The sequence below is a fragment of the Synechococcus sp. A18-25c genome (assembly GCF_014280035.1).
GTDB lineage: Bacteria > Cyanobacteriota > Cyanobacteriia > PCC-6307 > Cyanobiaceae > Synechococcus_C.
Genome location: NZ_CP047957.1, coordinates 1,776,263 through 1,799,916, shown reverse-complemented (window position 1 = coordinate 1,799,916; position 23,654 = coordinate 1,776,263). Strand labels below are relative to the sequence as shown.

At 59.9% G+C, this 23,654-nt stretch carries 29 protein-coding genes and 1 tRNA gene; 17 read left to right on the top strand and 13 right to left on the bottom strand.

What is annotated here, in order from left to right:
* Positions 1 to 100: 100 nt before the first annotated feature.
* The gene (locus tag SynA1825c_RS09965; RefSeq protein WP_186469154.1) at positions 101 to 1,723 is read left to right on the top strand and encodes a 2-isopropylmalate synthase; all 1,623 of its coding nucleotides are present in this window, start codon (positions 101 to 103) and stop codon (positions 1,721 to 1,723) included.
* Positions 1,724 to 1,728: 5 nt separating this feature from the next.
* Entirely contained in the window at positions 1,729 to 2,574 is an 846-nt protein-coding gene (locus tag SynA1825c_RS09960; protein WP_186469153.1) for a carbohydrate ABC transporter permease, read from the top strand.
* Here the strand turns inward: SynA1825c_RS09960 and SynA1825c_RS09955 are convergent.
* Both SynA1825c_RS09955 and SynA1825c_RS09950 read right to left on the bottom strand, forming a co-directional pair.
* Positions 2,564 to 2,926, bottom strand: a complete 363-nt coding sequence (locus SynA1825c_RS09955; protein WP_186469152.1) for a signal protein — start codon at positions 2,924 to 2,926, stop codon at positions 2,564 to 2,566. The two genes, SynA1825c_RS09960 and SynA1825c_RS09955, sit on opposite strands and share 11 nt — an antisense overlap.
* A gap of 21 nt (positions 2,927 to 2,947) precedes the next feature.
* Complete coding sequence (locus SynA1825c_RS09950) at positions 2,948 to 3,334, bottom strand: hypothetical protein (protein WP_186469151.1); 387 nt, start codon at positions 3,332 to 3,334, stop codon at positions 2,948 to 2,950.
* 45 nt (positions 3,335 to 3,379) lie between these two features.
* Here SynA1825c_RS09950 and SynA1825c_RS09945 point away from each other — a divergent pair, with 45 nt between their 5' ends.
* Together SynA1825c_RS09945 and SynA1825c_RS09940 are read left to right on the top strand one after the other, a co-directional pair.
* Positions 3,380 to 3,655, top strand: a complete 276-nt coding sequence (locus SynA1825c_RS09945) for a Nif11-like leader peptide family natural product precursor (RefSeq protein WP_370523150.1) — start codon at positions 3,380 to 3,382, stop codon at positions 3,653 to 3,655.
* A gap of 104 nt (positions 3,656 to 3,759) precedes the next feature.
* The gene (locus SynA1825c_RS09940) at positions 3,760 to 4,041 is read left to right on the top strand and encodes a 2Fe-2S iron-sulfur cluster-binding protein (protein WP_186469150.1); all 282 of its coding nucleotides are present in this window, start codon (positions 3,760 to 3,762) and stop codon (positions 4,039 to 4,041) included.
* A 30-nt stretch (positions 4,042 to 4,071) separates the two neighbouring features.
* Here SynA1825c_RS09940 and SynA1825c_RS09935 read toward each other — a convergent pair whose 3' ends face one another.
* A complete protein-coding gene (locus SynA1825c_RS09935) occupies positions 4,072 to 4,335 on the bottom strand; it encodes a hypothetical protein (RefSeq protein WP_370593741.1) in 264 nt (87 codons plus the stop codon).
* Positions 4,336 to 4,340: 5 nt separating this feature from the next.
* Positions 4,341 to 4,811: a hypothetical protein gene (locus SynA1825c_RS09930; protein WP_186469149.1), complete on the bottom strand. Its 471-nt coding sequence runs from the start codon at positions 4,809 to 4,811 to the stop codon at positions 4,341 to 4,343.
* A gap of 83 nt (positions 4,812 to 4,894) precedes the next feature.
* Here SynA1825c_RS09930 and SynA1825c_RS09925 point away from each other — a divergent pair, with 83 nt between their 5' ends.
* The 6 genes from SynA1825c_RS09925 (at position 4,895) to SynA1825c_RS09900 (ending at position 7,556) form a co-directional block, all read left to right on the top strand.
* The gene (locus SynA1825c_RS09925; protein WP_186469148.1) at positions 4,895 to 5,152 is read left to right on the top strand and encodes a hypothetical protein; all 258 of its coding nucleotides are present in this window, start codon (positions 4,895 to 4,897) and stop codon (positions 5,150 to 5,152) included.
* A gap of 84 nt (positions 5,153 to 5,236) precedes the next feature.
* Positions 5,237 to 5,536, top strand: a complete 300-nt coding sequence (locus SynA1825c_RS09920; RefSeq protein ID WP_186469147.1) for an MTH1187 family thiamine-binding protein — start codon at positions 5,237 to 5,239, stop codon at positions 5,534 to 5,536.
* 95 nt (positions 5,537 to 5,631) lie between these two features.
* Positions 5,632 to 6,156, top strand: a complete 525-nt coding sequence (locus tag SynA1825c_RS09915; protein WP_186469146.1) for a hypothetical protein — start codon at positions 5,632 to 5,634, stop codon at positions 6,154 to 6,156.
* An 8-nt stretch (positions 6,157 to 6,164) separates the two neighbouring features.
* Entirely contained in the window at positions 6,165 to 6,482 is a 318-nt protein-coding gene (locus SynA1825c_RS09910; RefSeq protein WP_186469145.1) for a hypothetical protein, read from the top strand.
* Between the two features lie 40 nt (positions 6,483 to 6,522).
* Positions 6,523 to 6,921, top strand: a complete 399-nt coding sequence (locus SynA1825c_RS09905) for a hypothetical protein (protein WP_186469144.1) — start codon at positions 6,523 to 6,525, stop codon at positions 6,919 to 6,921.
* Positions 6,885 to 7,556 carry an RluA family pseudouridine synthase gene (locus tag SynA1825c_RS09900; protein WP_370523148.1) on the top strand — a complete coding sequence of 224 codons (672 nt, stop codon included), beginning with the start codon at positions 6,885 to 6,887 and terminating at the stop codon, positions 7,554 to 7,556. The genes SynA1825c_RS09905 and SynA1825c_RS09900 overlap by 37 nt, the downstream gene beginning before the upstream one ends.
* Here the strand turns inward: SynA1825c_RS09900 and SynA1825c_RS09895 are convergent.
* Complete coding sequence (locus SynA1825c_RS09895; protein WP_186469143.1) at positions 7,553 to 9,670, bottom strand: HDIG domain-containing metalloprotein; 2,118 nt, start codon at positions 9,668 to 9,670, stop codon at positions 7,553 to 7,555. The two genes, SynA1825c_RS09900 and SynA1825c_RS09895, sit on opposite strands and share 4 nt — an antisense overlap.
* 59 nt (positions 9,671 to 9,729) lie before the next feature.
* Here SynA1825c_RS09895 and folD point away from each other — a divergent pair, with 59 nt between their 5' ends.
* The 4 genes from folD to SynA1825c_RS09875 are packed head-to-tail and all read left to right on the top strand — an operon-like array spanning position 9,730 to position 13,581.
* The gene (folD, locus tag SynA1825c_RS09890) at positions 9,730 to 10,611 is read left to right on the top strand and encodes a bifunctional methylenetetrahydrofolate dehydrogenase/methenyltetrahydrofolate cyclohydrolase FolD (protein WP_186469142.1); all 882 of its coding nucleotides are present in this window, start codon (positions 9,730 to 9,732) and stop codon (positions 10,609 to 10,611) included.
* Positions 10,612 to 10,664: 53 nt separating this feature from the next.
* Complete coding sequence (crtE, locus tag SynA1825c_RS09885; protein ID WP_186469141.1) at positions 10,665 to 11,603, top strand: geranylgeranyl diphosphate synthase CrtE; 939 nt, start codon at positions 10,665 to 10,667, stop codon at positions 11,601 to 11,603.
* Positions 11,604 to 11,605: 2 nt separating this feature from the next.
* On the top strand, positions 11,606 to 12,112 hold the full coding sequence (locus tag SynA1825c_RS09880; RefSeq protein ID WP_186469140.1) for a divergent PAP2 family protein: 507 nt from the start codon (positions 11,606 to 11,608) through the stop codon (positions 12,110 to 12,112).
* Positions 12,109 to 13,581 carry an AAA family ATPase gene (locus SynA1825c_RS09875; RefSeq protein WP_186469139.1) on the top strand — a complete coding sequence of 491 codons (1,473 nt, stop codon included), beginning with the start codon at positions 12,109 to 12,111 and terminating at the stop codon, positions 13,579 to 13,581. The genes SynA1825c_RS09880 and SynA1825c_RS09875 overlap by 4 nt, the downstream gene beginning before the upstream one ends.
* Here SynA1825c_RS09875 and SynA1825c_RS09870 read toward each other — a convergent pair.
* The 6 genes from SynA1825c_RS09870 to SynA1825c_RS09845 all read right to left on the bottom strand — a co-directional run bounded on the left by SynA1825c_RS09870 (position 13,568) and on the right by SynA1825c_RS09845 (position 20,297).
* The gene (locus tag SynA1825c_RS09870) at positions 13,568 to 14,254 is read right to left on the bottom strand and encodes a GAP family protein (RefSeq protein WP_186469138.1); all 687 of its coding nucleotides are present in this window, start codon (positions 14,252 to 14,254) and stop codon (positions 13,568 to 13,570) included. The two genes, SynA1825c_RS09875 and SynA1825c_RS09870, sit on opposite strands and share 14 nt — an antisense overlap.
* 92 nt (positions 14,255 to 14,346) lie before the next feature.
* Positions 14,347 to 14,706, bottom strand: a complete 360-nt coding sequence (locus SynA1825c_RS09865; RefSeq protein ID WP_186469137.1) for an acylphosphatase — start codon at positions 14,704 to 14,706, stop codon at positions 14,347 to 14,349.
* Complete coding sequence (locus SynA1825c_RS09860) at positions 14,649 to 16,046, bottom strand: cobyrinate a,c-diamide synthase (RefSeq protein WP_186469136.1); 1,398 nt, start codon at positions 16,044 to 16,046, stop codon at positions 14,649 to 14,651. Before SynA1825c_RS09860 ends, SynA1825c_RS09865 begins: the two co-directional genes overlap by 58 nt.
* 43 nt (positions 16,047 to 16,089) lie before the next feature.
* Positions 16,090 to 17,373 (bottom strand): glucose-6-phosphate dehydrogenase assembly protein OpcA, encoded by a 1,284-nt coding sequence (locus SynA1825c_RS09855; RefSeq protein WP_186469135.1) that lies wholly within the window; start codon positions 17,371 to 17,373, stop codon positions 16,090 to 16,092.
* A gap of 42 nt (positions 17,374 to 17,415) precedes the next feature.
* Positions 17,416 to 18,939, bottom strand: a complete 1,524-nt coding sequence (zwf, locus tag SynA1825c_RS09850; protein ID WP_186469134.1) for a glucose-6-phosphate dehydrogenase — start codon at positions 18,937 to 18,939, stop codon at positions 17,416 to 17,418.
* 173 nt (positions 18,940 to 19,112) lie between these two features.
* On the bottom strand, positions 19,113 to 20,297 hold the full coding sequence (locus tag SynA1825c_RS09845) for a phycobilisome linker polypeptide (RefSeq protein WP_186469133.1): 1,185 nt from the start codon (positions 20,295 to 20,297) through the stop codon (positions 19,113 to 19,115).
* 142 nt (positions 20,298 to 20,439) lie between these two features.
* On the opposite strand from SynA1825c_RS09845, the gene SynA1825c_RS09840 reads away from it, so the two are divergent.
* Complete coding sequence (locus tag SynA1825c_RS09840) at positions 20,440 to 20,979, top strand: SRPBCC family protein (RefSeq protein WP_255478354.1); 540 nt, start codon at positions 20,440 to 20,442, stop codon at positions 20,977 to 20,979.
* 136 nt (positions 20,980 to 21,115) lie between these two features.
* On the opposite strand, the gene SynA1825c_RS09835 is transcribed toward SynA1825c_RS09840, so the two are convergent.
* Together SynA1825c_RS09835 and SynA1825c_RS09830 are read right to left on the bottom strand one after the other, a co-directional pair.
* Positions 21,116 to 21,188, bottom strand: a tRNA-Glu gene (locus tag SynA1825c_RS09835).
* A gap of 41 nt (positions 21,189 to 21,229) precedes the next feature.
* The gene (locus SynA1825c_RS09830) at positions 21,230 to 22,381 is read right to left on the bottom strand and encodes a histidine kinase (protein WP_186469132.1); all 1,152 of its coding nucleotides are present in this window, start codon (positions 22,379 to 22,381) and stop codon (positions 21,230 to 21,232) included.
* A gap of 103 nt (positions 22,382 to 22,484) precedes the next feature.
* Here SynA1825c_RS09830 and SynA1825c_RS09825 point away from each other — a divergent pair, with 103 nt between their 5' ends.
* On the top strand, positions 22,485 to 23,057 hold the full coding sequence (locus SynA1825c_RS09825; RefSeq protein ID WP_186469131.1) for a hypothetical protein: 573 nt from the start codon (positions 22,485 to 22,487) through the stop codon (positions 23,055 to 23,057).
* A gap of 54 nt (positions 23,058 to 23,111) precedes the next feature.
* A complete protein-coding gene (locus SynA1825c_RS09820; protein ID WP_186469130.1) occupies positions 23,112 to 23,570 on the top strand; it encodes a cAMP phosphodiesterase in 459 nt (152 codons plus the stop codon).
* The last annotated feature ends 84 nt before the right edge of the window (positions 23,571 to 23,654 follow it).

The window sequence follows — 23,654 nt, the reverse complement described above, 5'->3', positions numbered from 1 at the left end:
ACCGGTATTCCTTGCGGGTTTCGCAAGAATCGACACGCACACTCGCTTAGACTGGCCTAACTCATAGTCATTCCGACTAAATCGCGTCGAGGCTTCCGCCATGGCCCACGATCCAGGCCGCGTTCTGATCTTCGACACCACCCTCAGGGATGGTGAGCAGTCTCCTGGAGCCAGCCTCAACCTCGAAGAAAAGCTGGCGATTGCTCAACAGCTCGCCCGGCTCGGAGTGGATGTGATCGAGGCTGGTTTCCCCTTCGCCAGTCCCGGAGATTTTGCTGCTGTGCAACGCATCGCCCAGCAGGTGGGCGGCGACAACGGACCAGTGATTTGCGGACTGGCTAGGGCCTCCCGTGGCGACATCAAAGCCTGTGCGGATGCCGTGGCGCCTGCACCCCGTAGGCGGATTCACACCTTCATCGCCACCAGCGATATCCATCTAGAGCACAAGCTGCGCAAGAGCCGTAAGGAGGTGCTCGCCATCGTCCCCGACATGGTGGCCTACGCCCGCTCCCTGGTGGATGACGTCGAGTTCTCCTGCGAGGATGCCGGCCGCAGTGATCCGGAGTTCCTGTACGAGGTGATCGAAGCTGCCATTGCAGCCGGTGCCAGCACCATCAACATCCCAGACACTGTCGGATACACCACCCCGAGCGAATTCGGTGCGCTGATTGCTGGTATTGACCGGCATGTGCCGAACATTGCGGATGCGGTGTTGTCCGTGCATGGCCATAACGACCTGGGGCTGGCGGTGGCCAACTTCCTCGAGGCGGTGAAAAACGGTGCGCGTCAGCTCGAATGCACGATCAACGGCATTGGGGAGCGGGCTGGAAATGCGGCTTTGGAAGAGTTAGTGATGGCGTTGCACGTGCGACGCCGCTTCTTCAATCCCTACTTTGGGCGTGAAGAAGATTCACCGACCCCGCTCACGGCGGTGCGCACCGAAGAGATCACCAAGACCTCTCGTCTGGTGTCCAATCTCACCGGCATGGTGGTGCAGCCCAACAAGGCCATCGTTGGTGCCAATGCCTTCGCTCATGAATCCGGAATCCACCAGGATGGTGTTCTCAAGAATCGCCTCACCTATGAGATTGTCGACGCACGCACTGTTGGTTTAAGCGACAACCGGATCTCCCTCGGCAAACTCAGTGGTCGCAGTGCCGTGCGTGCCCGTCTGGAAGAGCTGGGCTACAACCTCAGTCGGGAGGATCTCGACGATGCTTTCGCGCGATTCAAGGATTTGGCCGATCGCAAACGAGAGATCACCGACCGTGATCTTGAAGCGATCGTCAGCGAGCAGGTGCAGCAACCGGAAGCTCGCTACCAGCTGAAGCTGGTGCAAGTGAGCTGCGGGAGCAGCCTCAGCCCGACCGCCACCGTCACCCTGGCGGATGAGGATGGAGAAGAGCAAACCATGGCCTCCATCGGGACTGGACCGGTGGATGCCGTTTGCCGAGCGCTGAATGCCTTGGCTGGGGAGCCGAATGAGCTGGTGGAGTTTTCAGTCAAGTCTGTGACCGAAGGCATTGACGCCATGGGTGAGGTCACCATCCGCCTGCGACGCGATGGGGAGCTGTATTCCGGTCATTCCGCTGACACCGATGTGGTGGTGGCAGCGGCTCAGGCCTTTGTGAATGCGCTCAACCGTCTTGTCGCCGCCGCGGCCCAGCCGGCTCTGCATCCTCAGCGGGATGCGGCCCCCCTGGATTCGAGCCCAGCACGTTGACGTTGATGCAGGCATCCCCAGGCCGTGCCGGCGTTCGTCTCGGTGCTCTGCTTCAGCTTCTGGTTCTGATCCTTCTGGCGCTGGCCGTTTTGGTGCCCCTGCTCTGGCTGGTGAGCACTTCGCTCAAAGGACAGGCGGAGGACATTTTTACGAGCCCTCCGGCACTACTTCCCGCCCAGCCCAGTCTTGATGCCTACGTTCGTTTGTTTCAGGACAACCCTCTGGGTCGTTATTTGCTCAACAGCGCGATCGTGAGCCTGGTGGCGGTGGTGGCCAACCTTCTCTTCTGCTCATTGGCGGCGTATCCCCTTGCGCGCATGCGCTTCGCCGGTCGTGGCCTCGTTCTTGGGCTAGTGGTCGCCACGATTCTGATTCCCTTCCAGGTGGTGATGATTCCGCTTTACCTGCTGATGGTTCAGCTGGGACTGCGCAACACGTTGCTGGCCTTGGTGATCCCGCAGGCCGCGACCGCCTTCGGGCTTTATCTCCTTCGCCAAAGCTTTCTAGGTGTGCCTGTGGAGCTCGAGGAAGCAGCCCGAATGGATGGTTGCAGCAAGCTCGGGGAGTGGTGGAACGTGATGATTCCGGCTGCGCGTGCCGACCTGATCACCCTGGCGATGTTCGTGTTCATCGGCACTTGGAGTGATTTCCTTTGGCCGCTTGTGATCCTTGACGATCCACAGCTGTTCACACTGCCCTTGGGTCTTCAGCAGTTGGCCAGCAGTTTTTCCCTGGACTGGCGGATGGTCGCAGCCGGCTCGGTGGTGTCGATTCTTCCGGTGCTGCTGTTGTTCATTCTTTTGCAGCGTTTCATTCTTCCCAGTGCCAGCGGTGATGCCGTTAAGGGTTGATGCTGGGCTCCGGTGGTGCTTGCAGAGTGTCCGGACTTTGGAAGGGGCCAGGGTTGAGTCGCTCCAGCAACCTTCGCTCGCGTTCTCGTGATCCGCTGCGCCAGCTCTCAAGATCGAAGATCTTTCCCTGCAGTCGCCGTTGCCGGGCTTGTAGGGCGCCTAGCTGCTGTTGGAGGAGCTCTTGACTGGTTTTTTGCTCTGCGCGGTCAAACCCTTCCAACTCTTCGACGCGATCGACGAGCTCCTGCAACATCAAATTCTGGCGTTGAACGGCTTGCCAGAGCACCACAAACAAAACAATCAGCAGTGGGATCCCCGCGGTGGGAAGGATGAGCCAAAGGCGTTGTTGCATGGGAGGTTCGGCGGCTCAGTTTCAAGTTTGAACGGATCTTTGGCAGCTGAATCCTGTGGAACTGGGATCGCTGCCAGCACCGTTCTTGAACTTCACCTGATTGATCTGTCTGCCTTGAGTGATGGTAGGAGGCCTCAATATCTTGGCCCCGCTGCTGGCGAATGAATCGGCGGTGAAGACTGGCTTGGAGCTCGTGGAAGGACCGTCTACTGCGAAATCGGTGTTCAATTGGGTGTGGCCGATGTTCTTGGCGTTTCCCACCCGTTTGTTGAGAGGGTCACTGTTGCCGTCACCGCCAACGGGTGGCAGAACACGGCAGGCGGCCTGCATGGCGGACCGACCGAGGTCGAGCCTGATCAGGCTGGTTCCAAGGCTCCGTGCAGCGGTGCTCAGACGGTCCAATGCCATTGGGCGTAGCAGCACTTTTGCGATGTCTAGCAATGGTCTGATGAAATGAGTTCTGTGCACGTGAGGCTGCTGCCCTTGTCTCTTCAGGATCTCGATGCCCTGCTGCAACGTCGAAAGGATGAGCCTGAACTGGCGCAACGTTTGTCGGAGCCCTTGTCGTTGGAGACCCTGATCGCGCTCGGACGTGAACGTGATCTGGTGATTACGGAAGAGGATGTTTTCCTGGCGCAGCAGCGAGAAGAGTCGACGGTGTCGTCTACCGAGTTGCAGCGACGCATGGCTGATGAGTCCAGACGCCTGCGCCATTTCATCCAGGGCTGAAGTTCACCCTTGAGACCATCGCCCGTGATTTGCGTCTGAGTTTCCTGACCGGTGTGTCTGGATGGCGTCACACCACCTACGAACGGTTTGGTGTTTTCAGGTTCATGGCTACTTTCACCATCACCCTTGAGGGCGGCAAAGATTTCTCCTGTGCAGATGACCAATACATTCTGGACGCAGCAGAAGAGCAAGGAATTGATCTTCCTTATTCCTGTCGCGCAGGAGCTTGCAGCACCTGTGCTGGAAAAGTGATCTCTGGAAGCGTTGATCAGACCGACCAGAGCTTTCTTGATGATGAACAGATGGGCAACGGATTTGCCCTGCTATGTGTGAGCTATCCGCTATCGGATTGCACCATCAAGGCCGAGGTGGAAGACGAGCTCTGATCAACTTGGTGGGCCTCGCTCACCAAATCTTTAAGCCATCCTCACCACGTCGGGCGTCTGACCGAACACTTGGCCGATCCAGATGGCATGGGTGACAGCACCGTCATGGGTGTGGAATTCCCACGCCATTTCAGGACTGGTGCTGCGTTCGATTTCTTGACTCTCCTCGTTAACGCGCAAATAGTCACCTGTGCCCTCATGGCGAAGGACGTAGCGCTCAAGGCGTTGCGTTCTCATCACGGATGTCATCTTGTCCTGATCAATGCCTAGCCAGCTCTCTGTGGCTGGTGTCATCCACTTCAGCTTTTTGTGGGTTTTTCGTTGATCGATTGATTCTCCGTCTCTTGGTAGCGGGTGTTGCGAATCCAGATCAGCGGATCGGAGAGGGTCAGGCGCATCTGGTAGCCGCTATTGCGAAACCAGCGCTGCTCACTCGGCATCATCAGCATCGGCTGGCATTGCCACTGATTGTTGAGGTACATCTCGATGAGGTCAGAGTCCGGCGGTGAGTCCTGTTGCCAATGAACCAGCGCCAGTTCTCTCGTTTCGGAGGTGAGTGTGGCGATCCGTCCATTGGGGCCTGCGTCCTGGTCCGGTTGGACCTGTTCATGAAGCTGTTCTCGGGCCACGAAAAGGCGAAGCGGACTCTCGGTGTCCCGCCCTTCCAGGCAGTACTTGTCGAGGTAGAGCCTCCTGGCACGAGCAAAGAGAGGCGCAGGAGCTCGAGTGAGCAGTGCCTCGTAGGCGTCAGCGAGGACTTGGCTAGGCATCGCGTGAAGGCGGCTCGGTTCAGCATCCGGGATGGCGGGACCGCCTGTGCCGTGAAACACTGTAGACAGATGCAGAAGTGGACATGCCCGATTCCGGTCGCCCGATGTACAGGCTCGTGGCGCTGGATGGAACACCGCACCCAGTGCTGGATGCCCCATACGAGTCTGTGGCGGCTGCTGAGGCGGCAGCCAGTCGCTGGTGTGCCGGTCAGGGACGATCCCTTTCTGTTTGTGAGCGTGGCATGGCGCTTGAGGTGCAAACCCGATGTGGTGAGTGGCGCACGCTCGGATATCCCAGTGCTTGTTTAACGAGTGAGCCGGAGCTTCGCGGTGGTCGATAAGGATTGCATGATGGCTCGTTGAAAAAGGGCCTTGCGTCCTCTGGCTTCCAGATCAAGCATGGTCGGGTGTGAAAGGCGCGAGCCATGAAAGTGAGTGTTGATCTCTGCCTGGTGCCGCTTGGGGTTGGTGTTTCTCTGGCTCCCTATGTGGCGATGTGTCATGAGGTGATTGAGTCCTCGGGGCTCGAGCATCAATTGGGGCCTGATGGAACCGCGATTGAGGGTGATTGGGATGCCGTTTTCGCCTGCGTGAAGGCCTGCCATGTGCGGCTTCACGCTGAGGGGGTGCAGCGTTTGCATGCTTCGTTGCGGGTGAACACCCGGATCGATCGCGTCCAGTCGTTTCGCGACAAGGTGGAGAGTGTGCGCCGATTGGCGCCTTGAATTTGACGAAAGGGATGCCAATTCTGTCCAGCGCGTCTTGAATAAGACCAGGGATTGGATGCTTTGCTTTGCTGGGTCTTCCTCCACCAAGTCGGGTGCCTGTCGCTGTCGCGCTGGTGCTGGCATTGTTGGCCCCTTTCCATCCAGGCCGCGCCAAGGCGGACACGTGGGATCGCATCGGTCGCTATGCCGCTCTGATTCGGCAAGCGGGCACAGACACGATGGTGGCCAAGGATTGTCCAGAAACGCTGCTCGGGGCGTTTCATGTTCCCCAGAATGCCCTGCTTCTGTGTGCCAACAACCTCGAGGATGATCCGCTGCAGGTTTGGGTGGTGCTGGCCCATGAGTCTGCCCACGTGATGCAGCATTGCCACGGTGCGCCGCTGCTGGAGGACCATCAGGTGGGCCATGCACTGGCGAGGATTGAAGCCCAATCCACTTTGGCGTTCCAGGAGCTGAGGCTCTATCACCAGTCCCAGCGCCGTGATGAGATCGAGGCACGCCTTGTGCAGGGCATGCCACCTGCAGAGGTGGAAGAGTTGTTCCGCAGTTTCTGTGCCGATGAGCTGCGTGGGGGCGGTCCCATCTCACCTCAAGAATCACCGTTCTCCCCACCTTGATGACTGCCATGAAGGAGGAACCCATCACCCCTTGCGCCGGACCCACGCTCGATGCGCAAGGCCGCCTGACCTACATCGGAGAGGACGGCCAGCGCTACGTGGTTCTGGATGCGCTGGAGCTGGATCACCAGACATCCCTGCGTGTGGCCGATGCGCTGCGCGATGCGGGGTTGTTATTGGATCAGATCGAGAGCCTCGCGCAACGTTGGATGAATCAGGTGTCTGCTGAGTCGCTCAGTCGCGAGGACGCACTCAATCTGCTTCTGGCGACTCTTGAAACCGACCTGGACGATGAAGCCGCATCCGCGGATGGGGTCATCGATTAATCGGCAGACCGTACGGTGAGCGCTTCGGTTCATGCTTTCTATGGGTCCCCGGATGCGCGGTTACTGGTTCATGACCTGGATCGGTCTGGTGGCCAATCTCTTGGCGCTTCCTGCAATTGGTGTGCTGGCCTTTCGATCGGATCACTCGGCCGGTTTTCAGGCCACCAACATCAGCCTGGCTTTTTCCCTGGCCTGGCCAGCGACGATCGTCGGCATCGTTGCCTGTGCCGGTCTGTTGGCGCAGCGACGCTGGGGCGTAATTCTGGCGATCGTGGCGCTCTCGATGAGCCTGGCGGGAGCCCTCCCCTACGGCATCGTTCGCCTGGCCTTGGGAGCTCAACCTGCCATCGGTCTTTGGTCGGTCCTACTGGCCGTGCTCCACTTGCTGGCCCTGATCTATTGGTGCCGTTCCGAACACCGGCGGGGCGGCCGGCTCTGATGGGTGAGCTGTCTGGCATCCCGCTGGTGCTTGCTCATCCACGCTTTCTCGTGGTGCAGAAACCTGCAGGTCTGCTCAGTCAGCCAGGACTCGGGGCCCATCAGCAGGATTCGCTGATCACGCGGCTCCAGCGCGAGTGCAAGGGGTTGCGTTTGGTGCACCGTCTGGATCGCGACACCTCAGGGCTGGTGGTGGTGGCCCGCGACCAAGACAGCTTGCGTGATCTGAGTGCGCTCTTTGCGGCCCGCCTGGTGCAGAAGTTGTATCTCGCTGATGTGGTGGGCACGGTTGGCAAGCACCAGGGTTGCCAGGATCAACCCTTGGCTCGGCTGGAGAGGCATCCACCGCGCTATGGCCCGCACCCCGATGGCAAACCCTGTCGCACACTCTGGCGACAACATGCCCGTATGCCTGGATTAACCCGCCTTTGGTTGCGCCCGCTGACCGGCCGTTCCCATCAGTTGCGGGCCCATCTTGCAGCGATGGGAACACCAATTGTTGGTGATCCCATCTATGGAGGCTCCGAGAGCAGCGGCCTTGGGCCGATGCGGTTGCACGCGCTGGCCTTAAGTTTCCCAAATTTTGAAGGCCGTGGTCGTGTGCGGGTCAGGGCGCAATTCCCAAGCTGGGCTTAGGCGGAGAACCGTCGTTTCGCAGGAATCGGATAGGGGATGCGGCGGTGACGCATCCGTCGCCATACACGCACGAAGGAGTGCATGACCAGCTCCAGTTCAGCCCGGCTGAGACTGCTCTGCGCCAGCTGACCATCGCTAATCCGAGCTTCGACGATCCGCTTGACCGTGTTCCTGGCTTCCTGTTCGCTGGTGTCGGGTGGCAGGGAACGCAGAGCGGCCTCACAGCCATCGGCCAGCATCATGATCCCCGTCTCTTTGGAACGTGGCGTTGGTCCGTGGTAACGGAATCGTGTTTCCGCAACGCTGGGATCCTTCTCGCGGGCCTGGTGAAGGAAATAGCCCATCCTCAGTGTCCCCTGATGCTCAGGAATGAAGTCGGCGATCGGGCGAGGCAGGCGGTGACGGCGCGCCAGTTTGAGGCCCTCGTCCACATGGGCCTGCAGTACGCCGGCGCTGGCCAGAGGGTCGTTCAGTCGGGTATGGGGGTTCTCCCCGCTGGTCTGATTCTCGATGAACCAGTCGGGTGCATGCAGCTTGCCCACATCGTGATAGAGCGAGCCCGTGCGGATCAGATCAACATCGGCACCAATGGCACGGGCTCCCTCCTCGGCCAGTCCGCAGATCATCAAGGTGTGCTCGAAGGTGCCAGGTGCTTCCGAAGAGAGCCGTCGGAGCAACGGTCGCTCCTGGTCGGCCAGCTCCATCAGCCGGGCCCGGGTCAGGAGGCCGAAGGAGCTCTCGAGCAGAGGAATGACCAAAATGGCCATCATCATCATCAGCCCGAGCAGCAACGCTTCTGGTGCTCGATCGCCTGCATTCGGGAGCAGCGGCATCCACGAACCAGTGAGGGATAAGCCCCCTTGAGAAGGCAGTAACAGCTCGGCCAGCCAAGCCCCAATCGGCAAGAGCACCGCCAATTGGAGGAGTTGAGCACGGCTGCGCAGGCGGCCCGCCTGAATGGCCGCAACGGTGGCTGTCGCGGCAGCAATCAGCAGTCTTCCCTCACCCAGTCCTGTCACAGGCGTCGGCCAGAGCAAGCTGGCCATGGCCATCCAGGCCAAGGCACTGGTGGTGCCTAACCCTTGCGCCAACAGCAAGGTGGGCGGCACGATCACCGCCAGCGGGCTGACCGAGGCTCCGAACCACAGCTTGCAGGCTTGGCTCAGCAGTAGCAGCCCAAGCGCCAACAAGCCGTGGGGAGCCTCCAGGCAAGGACGTTCCCTGCGCATCACCAGCAGCAGCACACCGCAGCCGGCAAGCGCTTCGGTGAAATGACTGATCCACAGCCCCAGCTTGGGGCGTCGATTGACCATGCCGAAAAAATCCAGCACGTCGTAGGCCTGAGAGCTGATCGGCTCCCCCTTCCGTGTGATCACATCGCCCTTGCTCACTTCAATCGTGGGGATTCCCTGCTGCGTGATCAATTCCTCAATCAGCCGTTGGCTGCGCAGGGGGTCGGTTTGCAGATTGCTCGCGCCTTGAAGCGTTGTCGTCAGCACCTTGCTGCCCAGGCTGAGCGCTCCTGGGCTCTTGGTGTCCTCGAGCCCCTGGAGTTGAACTGCCGTCGCTTGCTGCAGCTGCTCCAGGGCGAGATTGTTGACCAGTCCCTGGCTAAGCATGCGTGCCAAGGCCCGGCGCAGGGCCATGTCCCATTGGCGACCTTGTTCAGGGTTGCGTTGTTGGAGCCATTGCTGTTCATCGGCCGAGAGATTGACGGGGCCGATACGCTCGGCCTCTTCGCTATTGGCCACCCGTTCCAGTTCGCTCAGATACCGCTCCAGTCGCATGCGGATCTGCTGGTTGTCAGCGGGATTGAGCACTTGAACAAAGGTGCTGGACCCAAGGCTGGATCGGCGTTGCTCCAGCGCTTCGCTATCCACGACCCGCGCTTCCTTAGGCGCTACGGCATCGAAAGGAGCGGTCAGTCCCGGTCGCAGATCTGGCTCCACCAGCCATGGCCAGCTTGAAACCAGCGCCACCAGTCCACACAGGATCAGCAGTGCACCTGTCTGCAAGCGGTTCCAGCGCAGCACAGGGCGACGTGGCGATTCGCTCCTTAGCCAGGATCTCCAGAGCCGTGTTAGGCGGTGCGAGCGCAACTCAATGGACGGCATCCAGACCAAACGCTAGCTCTGCCGGAGCGGCATGCTGGATTCAATGGCATGACAAGGCAATGGCCCTCAGATTGGATGGCAAGGCGCTGGCCAAAGAACTCGAACAGCGCTTGCAGACGCAAATCCAATCCGCATGCTCTTCAGCGGGACGTCCACCTGGATTAGCTGTTTTGCGGGTGGGGGACGACCCGGCTAGCGCGGTCTATGTCTCCAACAAGGAGAAGGCTTGTGCCCGGATCGGTGTGGACAGCTTCGGATCCCACCTGCCATCTGATGCATCAGCAGACCAGGTGTTGCAGGCCATCCGTGCTCTCAATGCCGATGGGCGCGTGGACGGGATCCTGTTGCAACTTCCCCTTCCTAAGGGGTTGGATGAAGCGCCATTGCTTGCTGCCATTGATCCGGAGAAGGATGCCGATGGACTGCACACCCTGAATCTGGGTCGGCTGCTCAAGGGTGAACCTGGGCCACGCAGTTGCACCCCGGCCGGAGTGATGGCGATGCTGCGCAGTCAGGGCATTGATCCATCTGGAAAGCGGGCTGTGGTGGTCGGACGCAGCATCCTGGTTGGCCAGCCCATGGCGCTGATGCTGCAGGCTGCCAATGCAACGGTCACGGTGGCGCATTCACGCACCCGCGATCTGGCCGCTGTGACCCGTCAGGCCGAGATCCTGGTCGTGGCCGCCGGTCGTCCCGAAATGCTGGGGGCTGACCACGTCAGTCCTGGCACCGTCGTGGTGGATGTCGGTATCCATCGCAGACCCGAGGGTGGGCTCTGCGGTGATGTGAAAGCGGCCGAACTGGAGCCGATTGCAGCAGCACTCTCGCCAGTGCCTGGGGGGGTGGGACCCATGACAGTCACCATGCTTCTGGTGAACACGGTGGTGGCCTGGTGCCGGCGACACCAGATCGATCACGATCTTGCCGATCTGATCGAGTGATGGTCCTGAGTTGGCCAGTGGCCTGACAGAATTCCGCCAGCATTGCGTTCCCCATGACCGCAACGGCGACAAGTCCTGAGGGTGTTCCGCCGTCGGGTGACCCCAAGCCCAGCTTTGACTTCAACGTTTACTTGAGCAGCGCCCGCGAACGGGTGGAAGCGGCTCTGGATGCCTCATTGGGGCCCGAGCGGCCGGAATCCCTGCGGGAATCCATGCGCTACTCATTGCTGGCTGGGGGCAAGCGCTTGCGTCCGATCCTGTGTCTCGCCGCCTGTGAGTTGGTGGGGGGCGATGCTGCGCTGGCCATGCCCACAGCCGTGGCTCTGGAAATGATCCACACCATGTCGCTGATCCACGACGATCTTCCGGCGATGGACAATGATGATTTGCGGCGAGGCCGTCCGACCAATCACAAGGTCTATGGCGATGCCATGGCCATTCTGGCCGGTGATGCTCTGCTCAGCCGTGCCTTCGAAATGGTGGCGGTCCGCAGTGAAGGGGTGTCTCCCGATCGGCTGGTCCAGGTGGTGGGCGAGCTGGCGCTGGTGTCTGGTGCTCCAGGGCTGGTGGGCGGCCAGGTGGTGGATCTGGAAAGTGAAGCCAAACAAGTCGACCTGGAAACGCTGGAATACATCCATCTGCACAAAACCGCAGCCCTGCTGCGGGCCTGTGTGGTCACTGGTGCCTTGATTGGTGGTGCCGATGCCCAGCAGGTGTCGGCCATGCGTACCTATGCCAATGGCATCGGCCTGGCATTCCAGATCATTGATGACATTCTGGATGTCACGGCCAGCAGCGAGGTGCTGGGTAAAACCGCTGGTAAGGATCTTGTCGCAGACAAGACCACGTATCCGAAGCTTCTCGGCCTGGAGTCATCCCGATCCCGTGCTCTTGAGCTGGTGGCGGAGGCCAAGTCGGTACTCGACCCCTGGAAAGACAAGGCACAACCGCTTCTGGCCCTGGCTGATTACGTTGCTAGCCGCGACCGTTGATCATGGCGGTCATGACTGTGTCCATGCCGCTTCAGTTTCTCGATAACGCCGTCTTGGCTTGGGGCCTTGCGGCTTGTGGGCTGGCTCAGCTCTCCAAACTGGTGATTGAACTGGTGCTCCACCGGCGGTGGCGGCCCGCGGTGTTGATCGAAACAGGAGGAATGCCCTCCAGTCACTCGGCTCTGGTGACCGGGACTGCGGCGGCTGCGGGCTGGCAGGAGGGGTTCAACTCGGCCGTGTTTGCCTTGGCCGCCACCGTGGCATTCGTGGTGATGTACGACGCCAGTGGTGTTCGCCGTTCCGCCGGTTTCACGGCGGAACGGGTGAATGCGCTGCCTGATGCCGTGTGGGACACAGTTCCTGAACAACCACTCAAGGAACGGCTGGGACATTCCCGCACCGAAGTGTTGGTAGGAAGCTTGATGGGGCCGGCGATCGCCTTGATCGGACTGACTTTTGTGGGTTCTCCGCTTCAGTTGGCGCACACCATCACCGACGCCCTGGGGTGACATCGCCTCCCCACGCCGAACTGAGCCTTACGCAGGATCAGACCCATGCTGCTGCTGCCTTCTCTGACTGGCTGCAGCAGAAGGATCCTGGCCTGCCGTTTGTTTTGAGCGGTTTCGCCGGTAGCGGCAAGACCTTTCTGTCCATGCGCCTGTTGCGTGAGGTGGAGGCCAGTGGTCTGTGCTGGACCGTGGTGGCTCCTACCCACAAGGCCGTCGGCGTGCTGCGCCAGGCACTCACACTCGAGGGCCTGCATCCGACCTGGTATCCCTCCACCATTCATCGCTTGTTACGACTGAAGCTCAAACGCCAGGGGGACCGGGAGCTCTGTGAAGCCACCGAGCAGACCGCCGGTGCCTTGGAACATCTGGGATTGGTGCTGATCGATGAGGCTTCGATGGTCGACAGCTCGTTGTTGTCGATCGCCTTGCAATGCGCCCATCCCTTTAAGACGCGTTTGGTGTTTGTTGGTGATCCGGCCCAGTTACCGCCTGTGGGTGAGAGCGATAGCCCCGTGTTTGCCATGAATCGGGCTGTCACCGCCTGCTTGCGCCAGGTCGTGCGGCATCAGGGCCCTGTATTGCAGCTGGCCAGTTGCCTGCGCGATGGACGGCTGCCCTGTGAAGTGCCGCCAATCATTCCGCCTGTGCGCACCGAGCTCGGCCAGGTGGGGGTGTTGAACCGCAACGACTGGCTGGAGCGAGCCAAGGAAGGCCTCCGTCAGGCCGCGGCTTGCGATAACCCCGATGCTGCAAGGATTCTCTGCTTCACCAATCGCCGTCTGGAGGCGCTCGTGCCCCATGCCCGCCGGGCAATTCATGGCGACATGGCCGATCAGATGGCGGTGCTGCCTGGTGAAGTGTTGATCACCCGCACGGCAGTGATGGCCCCGGCTTCACGGGATAATGGTGAAACCGGTGAGGAGCCGGATCTGGTGCTGGGTTCCAACCGTGAGGTGGTGGTGGAAGACGTAGCACCGGAACGCTGTGACTTGGCGGAGTTCGGTGTGGCTGGTGACACCCAGCTCTCGCTGGCTGGCCTTGGGGCACCCGTCATCGAAACTCTCAATGCCCGGGTGCGCAGCGGTGAATTGGAGCTCAATCTGCGCCTGCAGCCCCCATCCGGTAGCCAGGCCAGGCAGCAGTTGGATGCCCTGATGAAGCGTCTGGCCCAGGAGGCACGGGAAGCCGGCAAGCGCGGTGGACGGCCGTTGTGGCGCCGATACTTCCTGGTCAGGGATGCTTTCGCGTCGCTGGGGCCAGCCGCTGTACTCACGGTGCATCGCAGCCAGGGCAGCAGTTTCGGTGAGGTTTTTGTGGCGGATGATGTGTTCTGGCCGCAAGATCAGGCCTTAAGGCGGCAACTTGTTTACGTCGCGGTCAGTCGTGCCAGAGAGGGGGTCTGGCTGGCTGGCCGTTCTCCTTCCGCGGTGATGGCTGAGCGCTGGACATCAGCACTCAGGTCAGAGTGAGCCCGCTCACGCCTTGCCATCCCAGGTAGATCCCCAGGCCAAGGCTGAGGCCGCCCACCACCAGTTCACCGCGGGTGAAGAGCACAGTTTTACCCTTTTCCAGAAGAGGGATGACCTTGTCGCGACCAATAATCACAGCGATCAGGGGAGCCAGCAGAAACAGACTCGCGCCCACCGTGAAAGCGATCAGACCCACCGCTTCTTGCCAGGTGGGTAGCTGGGCAGACAGCACCACGCCGGCCGATTTGGCGAACAGCACGAGATCATCGGGGCTCACCAGCTCACCGACGGATCCCAGCAGCAGCAGCAGTGGCAGTGGCATAGCTACAAACCGGTCAATGCCCTTCGTCCAGCTCGGTGGCTCACCGCCTTCCGTGGCTGATTTGATCAATTCACGACCGCCAACGGCGATCAAGGCGCCACCTGCCAGCAGATCCAGCCCGGTGCGGTGATGGGAGCCATGGCTCATGTCCAGCACAAGGGTGTGTCCCACTGTCACCAGCAGTGTCGCGGCCAACAGGGTGGTTACCACCCAGCCAGCGACGAACCAGCCTCCTCTCTTGATCGGTTGGGGGCCCAGCAGCAGCAGCAGCAGCACGGCGATGTGGATTGGGGATAGGCCAATGCCTGTGCCGTAGGCCAGCAATTCAGCCCAGAGGGTGGTGTCGCTCATCAGAACCGGCCGTCGACGAGTGCATGTCAGCGCAGGATCGCATGTTTCCTCCTTCCGCCACTCAGCACACCAAGGGTTGGCTTGCCGTTGGCTCAGCTTCGGATCTCGAACCAGTCGTCGCCGGTGATCGGGATCTGGGATGGCCTCACCAGGCGAACACGGGCGTCACTGGAGCCCTGCTCACACCACAGCCGCATTTCGTTGAGGGGTAGCGACTCGCCCTCCGCCTGAACTTCCACCCGTCCATCCGCGAGATTGCGCACCCAGCCGCTGAGCCCAAGCTCCATGGCGCGTCGCCTGCAGGCCTGTCTGAAGCCCACCCCTTGGACGTGTCCCTCCACCAAGAAGCGCCAGCGTTCCAGCAATCGGTTGGTTCGTTGACGATCGCTTCGGCTTACCCAACGGCGTCGTTCCGCTTCGCTGCGGACGCGAGCGCGGCGCGCCAACGGCATGAGATCGTCGAGGATCCGGCCCAGTGGAGGTGGACCCAGCTTGCGTGGAGGTTGGGTCTGTTCCATCCCTCAGCTCTTCGCTTGATCTTCCAACCTTCAACCTGCCACAGCGGTCCGGTTTTGCCCATCGTGGTACCGGCCTCTTGGCTTAAGTTCCAGCGATGAAATTCATGGCCCCTGAGTTGTTCTCCTTGGCGCATCAGCAGCGTGTCGCTTCTGACCTTGAGCGTGCGATAGCCCACCTGTAGGCGGCCTCGCTTGGCTTCAAAAGGGAGCAGCCCCGCCATTCGGTGCTGTCGGCCCTCAGGATCAGCCAGGCTCTGGCCGAGCAGCAACATGCCGCCGCATTCGGCATAGATCGGCTTTGTCTGAATCCAGCTCTGCAGGGCTGCAAAACTTTGTTTGCAGGTGCTGAGTCGGGCGGCATGCAGTTCCGGAAAGCCCCCCGGCAGCACCAGCCCCCTCGCCTCCTCAGGCGGTGGACCATCTGCCAGTGGGCTCCAGGGCAGCACAGGCATGTTGAGGGCTTCCAGACACTCCTGCATCTCTGGATAACGGAAGTGGAAGGCTTCGTCCTGCGCCACCGCCACGGGCAAGGCAGGCATTGGCTCTCCAGCCGTGAGGGCAGAGCTAAGCGCGGTCTGAATGGGATCGGGACCGGGAGAGGGAGCCTTGAGCAGCTCCTGAAACACGTCCATCGCTAGATGCTCTTCGGCGAGCTCGGCCCAGCGCTTGAGCCGTGGTTCGAGCTGTCGTAATTCATGCGCTGGTGCCAGTCCAAGGTGGCGACTGGGTAAGTCAAGGCTGGGATCGTTCGGCAGGCATCCCAGGCAGCGCACGCCGATCTGCTCGAGCACCTCCTCCAGCAGTTCTCGATGACGCAGGCTGTTGACCCGGTTCAGCACCACACCCGCCAGCTGCAGTCGTGGGTCGAGCGCACGGAAGCCAGCCACAAGAGCGGCGAGTGATCGGGCCTGCCCTCCGGCATCCACCAGCAGCACAACGGGCAGTCTGAGCTGGATGGCCACATCGGCGCTGCTCCCTTCTGAACTGGAGCCAATGCCGTCATAGAGACCCATGACGCCCTCAATCAGGGCCAGATGGCTGCGACCTCCGTAGCCGTTAAAGCTCTGATTGACCCAGGCCTTGCCACAGAGCGGTAGGTCGAGGTTGCGGCAGGGTTGCCCTGCTGCAAGCGTGAGCAGCTGAGGGTCGAGATAATCAGGCCCAACCTTGAAGGGTTGAATGCTGCGTTGATGGTGCCTCGCCCAGGCGATGAGACAGAGGCTGAGCAGGGTTTTGCCACTTCCGCTCGCCGGAGCAGCGATCACGCAGGCCATGGTCTGAGCGGAACAACGACGTCAGGTCCCGCTCAGCGGGGGTTCAGCTGATCAGCTTGGCAGCCAATGGAGCCGCTGCTGCCAAGAGCGGATTGGTGGAGTCATGGCCGCCTTCTAGCAGGCGGGACACATCGGCTTCCACGGGCAGCTGCTGCACCGGCACAACCTCTTCAATCAGCTCCAGACTTGCCATGCCACCGGCTTCGAGGCGCATGCAGCCTCCGGATTCTGTGCAGAGAATGACGCACATCGCCGGTTGGTCATCGGGCTTACAGATCAGTCGGAGTCCCACAATTTGTCCGGGATGAATACTGGGCTGACCCATGGGAACTGGTGCCACACGCATCTTCACTGCGGTGCCATCAGGCCGCTTGAACGTGGCGGTGATGCTCTGGTCCGAATGGTGCTGATGGGTGTCCAGCGTCCAACCCAGGCGATCCGCGATCCAAGAGCCGAGCAGCAGGCCTTGCACCGGATGATCGCCCTCGACGTCAATGTCGAGCTGCACCACGTGGCCCAAGGCATCCCGCCGGTGCGGCGGATCAAACACCATCGCCAGCGTCTGATGCCAGCTGCCCAAACGCAGCCAATTGAGATCATTGACGGCCTGATTGGCTGCGATTCTGTCGGCGAGAAGACCGAGGCAGAGCCTGGGGTCTCCCAGTGCTGAATCGAGGATCAGTCGCCGTGGTGCGCTGGCCAGTTGCTGCAGCAAATCAGGGGCCTCATCGAGGGCTCCGTTCCACCAAACCCAAGCGGGCAGTTCCTCGGGCAAGAGCGGATCAAGGATTGACAGCCCTTGCACCAGAGATGGCTTTCCACCGCGTAGCACCACCACATCTCCGCAAACCGCTGTTCCGCCACCTTCCTCTGGAAGTGGGCAATAGGCGGCCACGAGGGTTTCCATCGGCTGCTCTGCTTTCAGACTGGGCGCAAGGGTGATCAGCCGGCGTGGACGCAAATGGCTGAGGACCGCATCCACATGCTGACCACGGAGATCTTCACTGGTGTGATCGCCATCCATCTGACTCAGGCAACGGGCCACGGCCTCGGTCAGTGGTGGGGTGCTGATGGGCAGATCGCCGTCGACCACCGCCTTGCGTCCTGCTTCGATCAGCTGCGTTCGTTGCACACCGGTGATGGGCCCATCCAGCCGCCCCGTCCGAACCAGTTGCTGTTCCACCCAGGCCGGTTGCCAAATCAAAAGGCAGAAGGTGTGCGCCCCGGTGTTGTTGGGCTGATCGCGTGACCAGAGCTGTTCCAAGTAGTTGGGAACTTCCGAAGGCGGAAGCTCTAGAGGGGTCTGAAGGGTGAGCTGGGGAGACATGGCGAACCGTTGGGTGGAGCAGGTCGGAGAGGGCGGATCAGGTCAGGGTCGGCGCCACAGCAATCCGTCGCGTGCGAGCAGGGCATCGGAGGCCGCGGGGCCCCAGGTGCGGGATTCATAGGGATGGATCGGCAGCTGCCATGGGCTGTCTTCGATCAGTTCCAGCAGAGGGGTGTAAAGGCGCCAGGCGGCTTCGACCTCATCACTGCGGGTGAACAGAGTTGGATCGCTCAGCATGGCGTCTGCCAGGAGCCGCACATACCCCTCGTCGGAGGGTTCTCCAAACGACTCGTCGTAGGAAAACTCCATTTCCACCGGGCGGCTGCGCATGCCGGAACCGGGTGACTTCACTTCGAATTTGAACTCTGCGCCTTCATCGGGCTGAATGCGCAGGATGAGTTGATTGGCGGTGGGCCCGCCTCCGGCTGCATCGAACAAATGCACCGGCGCTTCGCGGAAGGTCAGCACCACTTCGCTCAGTCGTTTTGGCAGGCGTTTCCCCGTTCTGACGTAAAAGGGCACCCCCTGCCAACGCCAGTTGTCGATGAACAGCTTCATCGCCACATAGGTTTCCGTGGTGCTGTTCGGGTCGACCCCGTGCTCCTGGCGATAACCAAGCAAGGGAGATTCATGCGTGCCCCCTGGTCCGTACTGGCCGCGGATGCAACAGTTCCAAGGCTCGTTCTCATCGGCCAGGCGTGCGGCTTGCAGAACCTTGGCTTTTTCACTTCGGATCGCTTCAGGATCAAAGCGCCCGGGGGTTTCCATGGCCGTGATGGCCAGCATCTGGGTCAGGTGGTTCTGCACCATGTCCCTGAGTGCACCAGAGGTTTCGTAGTAGCCAGCGCGTTCCTCCACGCCAACCGTTTCTGCCGCTGTGATTTGGACGCTTGAGATGTAGTTGCGATTCCAGATCGGCTCAAAAATGGTGTTAGCGAACCGCAGAACCATGATGTTCTGAACGGTTTCCTTTCCGAGATAGTGATCGATCCGGAAGATCTGGTTTTCCTGTCCGCAGCTCTGCACCACGCGATTGAGGGCTTGGGCACTGCTGTAATCCCGACCAAAGGGTTTTTCGATCACCACCCGGCTGCGCTCCGGGTCTTTCAGCAGGCCTGCATCGGCGAGGGCTCGGCAGCCGCCGGCATAAAACTTCGGAGACACCGACAGATAGAAGGTGCGGTTGTTGCGAGTAGCCCTCAACCGGTCGATTTCATGCAGCCGATGTCCCAGCTTCACCAGATCTTCGGGTTGCTGGAGATCCACGGGCTCGTAGAACATGCCCGCTGAAAATTGTTCCCAGGCTTCAGGATTTTCCGCGATGGTGCTCTCCATCGCGGCTGCCATCTTTTGGCGGAATTCGTTGTCGCTCCATGGCCTGCGAGCGCAACCGAGCAGTGCGAATTCACTGGGCAGTCGTCGTTGCTTGAAGAGCTCAAAGAGCGCCGGTACCAGTTTGCGGTGGGTGAGGTCACCGCTGGCTCCGAAGATCACCAGACACTGTGGGGCGATCACGCGCTCTTGACGCAGCCCCACCCTCAACGGGTTCGTGATCGTTGCGCTCATGGCACTGCAATCTCTGTCGCAGGTTTAACCAGGAATCTTCGAGATGACAGTGCCGCAGCACATCACGCCATGTTTTGTGGCCGTCTCGTCACAACTTCGACACGCATTAAAAAACCCGCCATTGGGCGGGTTCGGAGCATCCAATCAAGAATGGACCAGGCTTTGGCGTGTCATCAATACGTTTCGACATGCCAGCGGTCGGCTTTTTTCAGCTGCGGGCGAAGTTCGGACCAGTCGAGTCCCTTGGCCGCAGCGGCAGCGGTCATGGCTTCATCAATGCCGGGCTCCATACCGCGCAGACCGCACATGTAGACATGGGTCTTGGGATCCTCGATCATCGAGAAGATCTCTTCGGCATGCTCCAACACACGGTCCTGGATGTACATACGACCACCCTTGGCATTCTGCTGCTCGCGGCTGATCGCCTTGGTGTAGCGGAAGTTGTCGGGAAACTCAGTCTGATAGTGCTCGAAGTCGGCGTCGTAAAGAAGATTTGGCGTCTTGGGTGCGCCCATGAACAGCCAGGCTTTGCCTCGGAAGGTCCAACCGTTCTTTTCGCGCTCTGAAGGGTCGAACATGCGACGCAGGTAGGTGCGCATCGGAGCGATGCCCGTGCCTGTGGCCAACATGATCACATTGGCTTCCTCGTCGTCAGGAAGCAGCATTTCTTTGCCGACAGGACCTGTGATCTTGACCTTGGACCCAGGCTTGATGTCGCAGAGATAAGTGGAGCAAACGCCCTTGATCTGTTCGCCAGCTTCGTTCTGATACTCGAGTTGACGAACGCAGAGCGAGACGGTGTTGTCCTCCATGTTGTCGCCATGGCGAGTGCTGGCGATGGAATAAAGGCGAAGTTTGTGGGGTTTGCCTTTGGCATCCGTGCCCTCGGGAATGATGCCGATGGATTGCCCTTCGACGTACTCGAGGTGGGGATCGCCACCGCTGAGGTCGAAGGTGATGTGCTGAACTCGGCCGATGGCCCCTTCGTCCAAAAGGCTGTAGTTCTCGGTGACGGTGCCGATGAAGGGAGATTTCGGCTTGTAGAGATTGACGGGCACGGAGTTGTGAGCAGGTTTGGCGGCCTTGGCCTTGGTTGCGGTGGGTTTCGCAGCGGCCTTGGCGGGCGTCGGCTTGGGGGCCGGTGCATCAGGCGTTGCTTGGGCAGGAGCGCCGCCAGCCGTCACCGACTGAATGCGTCCGCCTGCAGCGTTGATGCGCTGGACGGTGGCCTGTAACTGGTTATAGGCAACATTGATGCGTTGTTCGGATCTGCGTTGAGAACCGGACTGCAGCCCAACGACGACCAACGTGAACATCCTTTCGTTGAAGGTGCTGGTACCCGCCGAGCTGACACGCATGAGTTGAAGGCTTCCCGTTCGAGACCGGGCAATCATAGGCGTGACGACTCAATTTCTTACCCAGCTGTCACAGGGTTGTTTCGGATGATTGGCTGGACGGACTGCGCACTTTTATTAGGATCTGGTTGTTACCTTTCTCAGGTTGAACTTCGCCGACCCCTTGCCGACTCTTCAGCGAGCAATCCGAGGCCGTCAGCAGACGATCGAGCAGACCGTGGAACGTCTGCCGCAAGGAGTTCGGCGTCTGGCTGTTCAATTGCGCACCCGCTACAGCGTTGAGCAGCTTTGGCAAGTGCTCACCGATTACGAGGGCCTCAGCAATTTCATCCCTAATCTTAGCCAAAGCACTCTGCTTGAGCGGACGGGAAACCGAGTCACCCTCTCCCAAGTTGGCAGTCAACAACTAGTTCTTGGTCTGAAGTTCTCCGCTGAAGTTCAGCTTGAGTTGACCGAGCACCGACCGGAAGGTTTCCTGCAATTCCGGATGATCAAAGGGGACTTCCGCCGTTTCGAAGGAGCATGGCGACTGCAGTCCGTACCCGATGAAACGTTGATGCTTTACGAGCTCACTGTTCAGGGCTGTTTGGGAATGCCCATTGGTCTAATTGAGCAGCGTCTTCGTCAAGATCTCAGCGCCAATTTGCTGGCGGTTGAATCAGAAGCAGAACGTCGATTCGCCTGATTCAGGCATTGCACACCGTCCCACACTGAAGAATTCAATTAAGAGTTAGGGTTTCACAACCGAAGATGCAGGGCGTCATTGTCATAAAAAAACACTCACCTTAGTGAGTGTTAGAAAATGATGACTGAAAGATCAGTACCCCCAAGGGGATTCGAACCCCTGTCGCCTCCGTGAAAGGGAGGTGTCCTAGGCCTCTAGACGATGGGGGCGAGGCCGTGATCTCAGGAGATCCCCCGAGCACTAAACGAAATTACGGGTCAGACGGACCCTCCGTCAAGACGGTTATGGACTTCTCTTGCCCCTGTCCGTGCCAGACCGGAACGTTGAAGGTGAAGCATGCGCCCTTGCCTGGTTCTGAAACCACCCAGATCCGCCCGCCGTGCACTTCAACGATGCGTCTGCAGACGGACAATCCGACCCCGAAGCCAGAGGTTCCTCCGGAGGTCTGCGGTAAGCGAACGCGGTCCAGAAAGATGCGTTGCTGCTCTGCCTCAGGAATCCCAGGGCCACTATCACTGACACTGACCTGAACCCATTGGTTGGTGCGATGCACCAGGGCCAAAGAGATTGTTCCTCCGTCTTGTGTGAACTTGAGTGCGTTCTCCAGCAGGTTGAGAATCACTTGGCGCATGCGTCGCTGATCGGCGTACACCAACGGCAGGTCCGCTGGGATGTCGGTGTTGACGGTCACGTCTCGTCCCAGCCAGAGCTTTTCCAGTTCGAGAATGGCCTCGGCGGCAAGGCTGGCCAGGTCAAGACGTTGTGGGTTGAACAGGGCTTCCCAGCGAGTGCTCCCCACTTCCAGGAGGTCTTTGGAGAGCAAGGCGATCTCTTCGAGCCGGCGTTTCAGCACATCACGGAAACGGTTGAGGTCGATCTGCCCCAGTTGTTGGCTCTGGACGGCAAGCGTTGCGGCGGTCAACGGGGTGCGCAGTTCGTGGGCCACCATCCGCAGCAGCCGCTCCTGGGACTGCAGACGGTCGATCAGTGTTTCGTTTTCCTGACGCAAGACCAGCAACTGATCTTCGAGTTGCAGTTCCCGCTGGGTGCGGCTGCCATCCAGTTCAGTGGGCTTGAGGCTTAAGCCAAGACCACTCACCACTTCATCCTGTTGCCAGCGTGGAACCCAGCCACGCAGCTGTTGAAAGATGCTGCTTCCAGCAAATACCTGTTTGGGAAGTGGTTGAAGTTTGACCAGGGCTGGTGTCACAACCAGACGGTGTAGTTCGAGCAGCTCCGGCTGCTGAACCGGATCTGCCACCTGGAGTGTCACGTCAAAGCCGCAGTCCTCATGCTCCAGAAACTGGATCAATGAACGCAGATCACCACTGGAAAGGTGATGACGACCTGCAACGAGGAGCAGTGTCAGCTGTTGACGTGGTGTGGGATCGATCCCGACCACCAGATGTGGCTCCGAAAGTTGAGCCTCACCTTATGGGTTTTTGCAAAGCGCAGCAGAACCGCTAAGACGATTTTGAACAGACTGTTGTCAGGTCAAACAGTTCATGCCCCTTCTCCCCGTTGAACGTCGCGGTGCTCAGCCTCCAGACGGAGAGCCTCCGGCTTCAACACGGGTGCATCTCGACAGCAATCTGCGCAGGTGGTTCGCACGCAACCTCGGTCTCTGGCGGTCGCGCCGCCAATACGTGTTCAAAAACGAGGAGGTTCTCTTCCTCGACATGATGATTCGGGTCGAAATTTTCGCTGAATCAAGAGTCGGCAAGCCGCGCTATCGAATGAGTTGGTGGCCGGAGCACGACACAGACTTTTTTGAACGGAAACCCCGCTACCAGCGCGAGGGTGTGATGGAAGCAACTTTGCTTGGACATCAGCTTCAACGCAGTCGTGCCTATCTCGAAGAAGTGGAAGCGCGCACGCAGATCCGTCAGGTGGATGAGCATGAAGTGGTGTTTGAGTCGCATTACCTCGATTGGGATGTTCAGGAATACACCCGTCTGATTGATCAGGATCGTTTCCGTTCCCGTGCCATCTACAGCTGGCAGAAAGGGGAATTGGAGATCGTTGAACACCACCATGAAACGCGTCTCGAGGATGCGTCAGCGCCCATCCCCAGCTGACCAACGAGGACGGTTTGCATTCAGTGCTGAAGCAGGTGGTGCGGAACCGATCAGATGCGGCACCATGGCCGCATTCTTAAGTCAGGACTCTTGACTTCCATCCGTCGAATCCGTGCAGCATTGGCTGCTCCCCTGGCTCTGATGCCGATCCTGCTGGGAGGTCCCGCAGCATTCGCTCAAGCGACGGGCCAGGCTACGAAACCTGCGTCGAATGAGGACGTGTTTCTCTACCGCGGCATGGGGTCTTCCTATGTCTGTAATGCCCGTACCGCAGGCCTTGAGTTTCCCAAAGCAGTTGGTATCGCCGCTGCCACCTACGTGCAGCTGCTCAATGGCCGTCACGGTGGCCTTGTTGCTTCTGCTGGCAGCAAAAAGCTCACCAACGAGCAGCTGTTCGCTGGGGCTGAATTCCAGATCATCACCGGTGCGATGCAGTTCTGTCCTGATCTCGTCCCCGAGGATGTGAAGGAAAAGGTGGAAGAAGCGATCGAGAAGCAGGCTGGCGCCAACTGAGATCAGCTTCAAATCAACGGATCCCTCCCGGCGGTCGCCGATGTGCAACGGCCGGGATCGTCCTGATGGGGTTTTCTCCCGCTT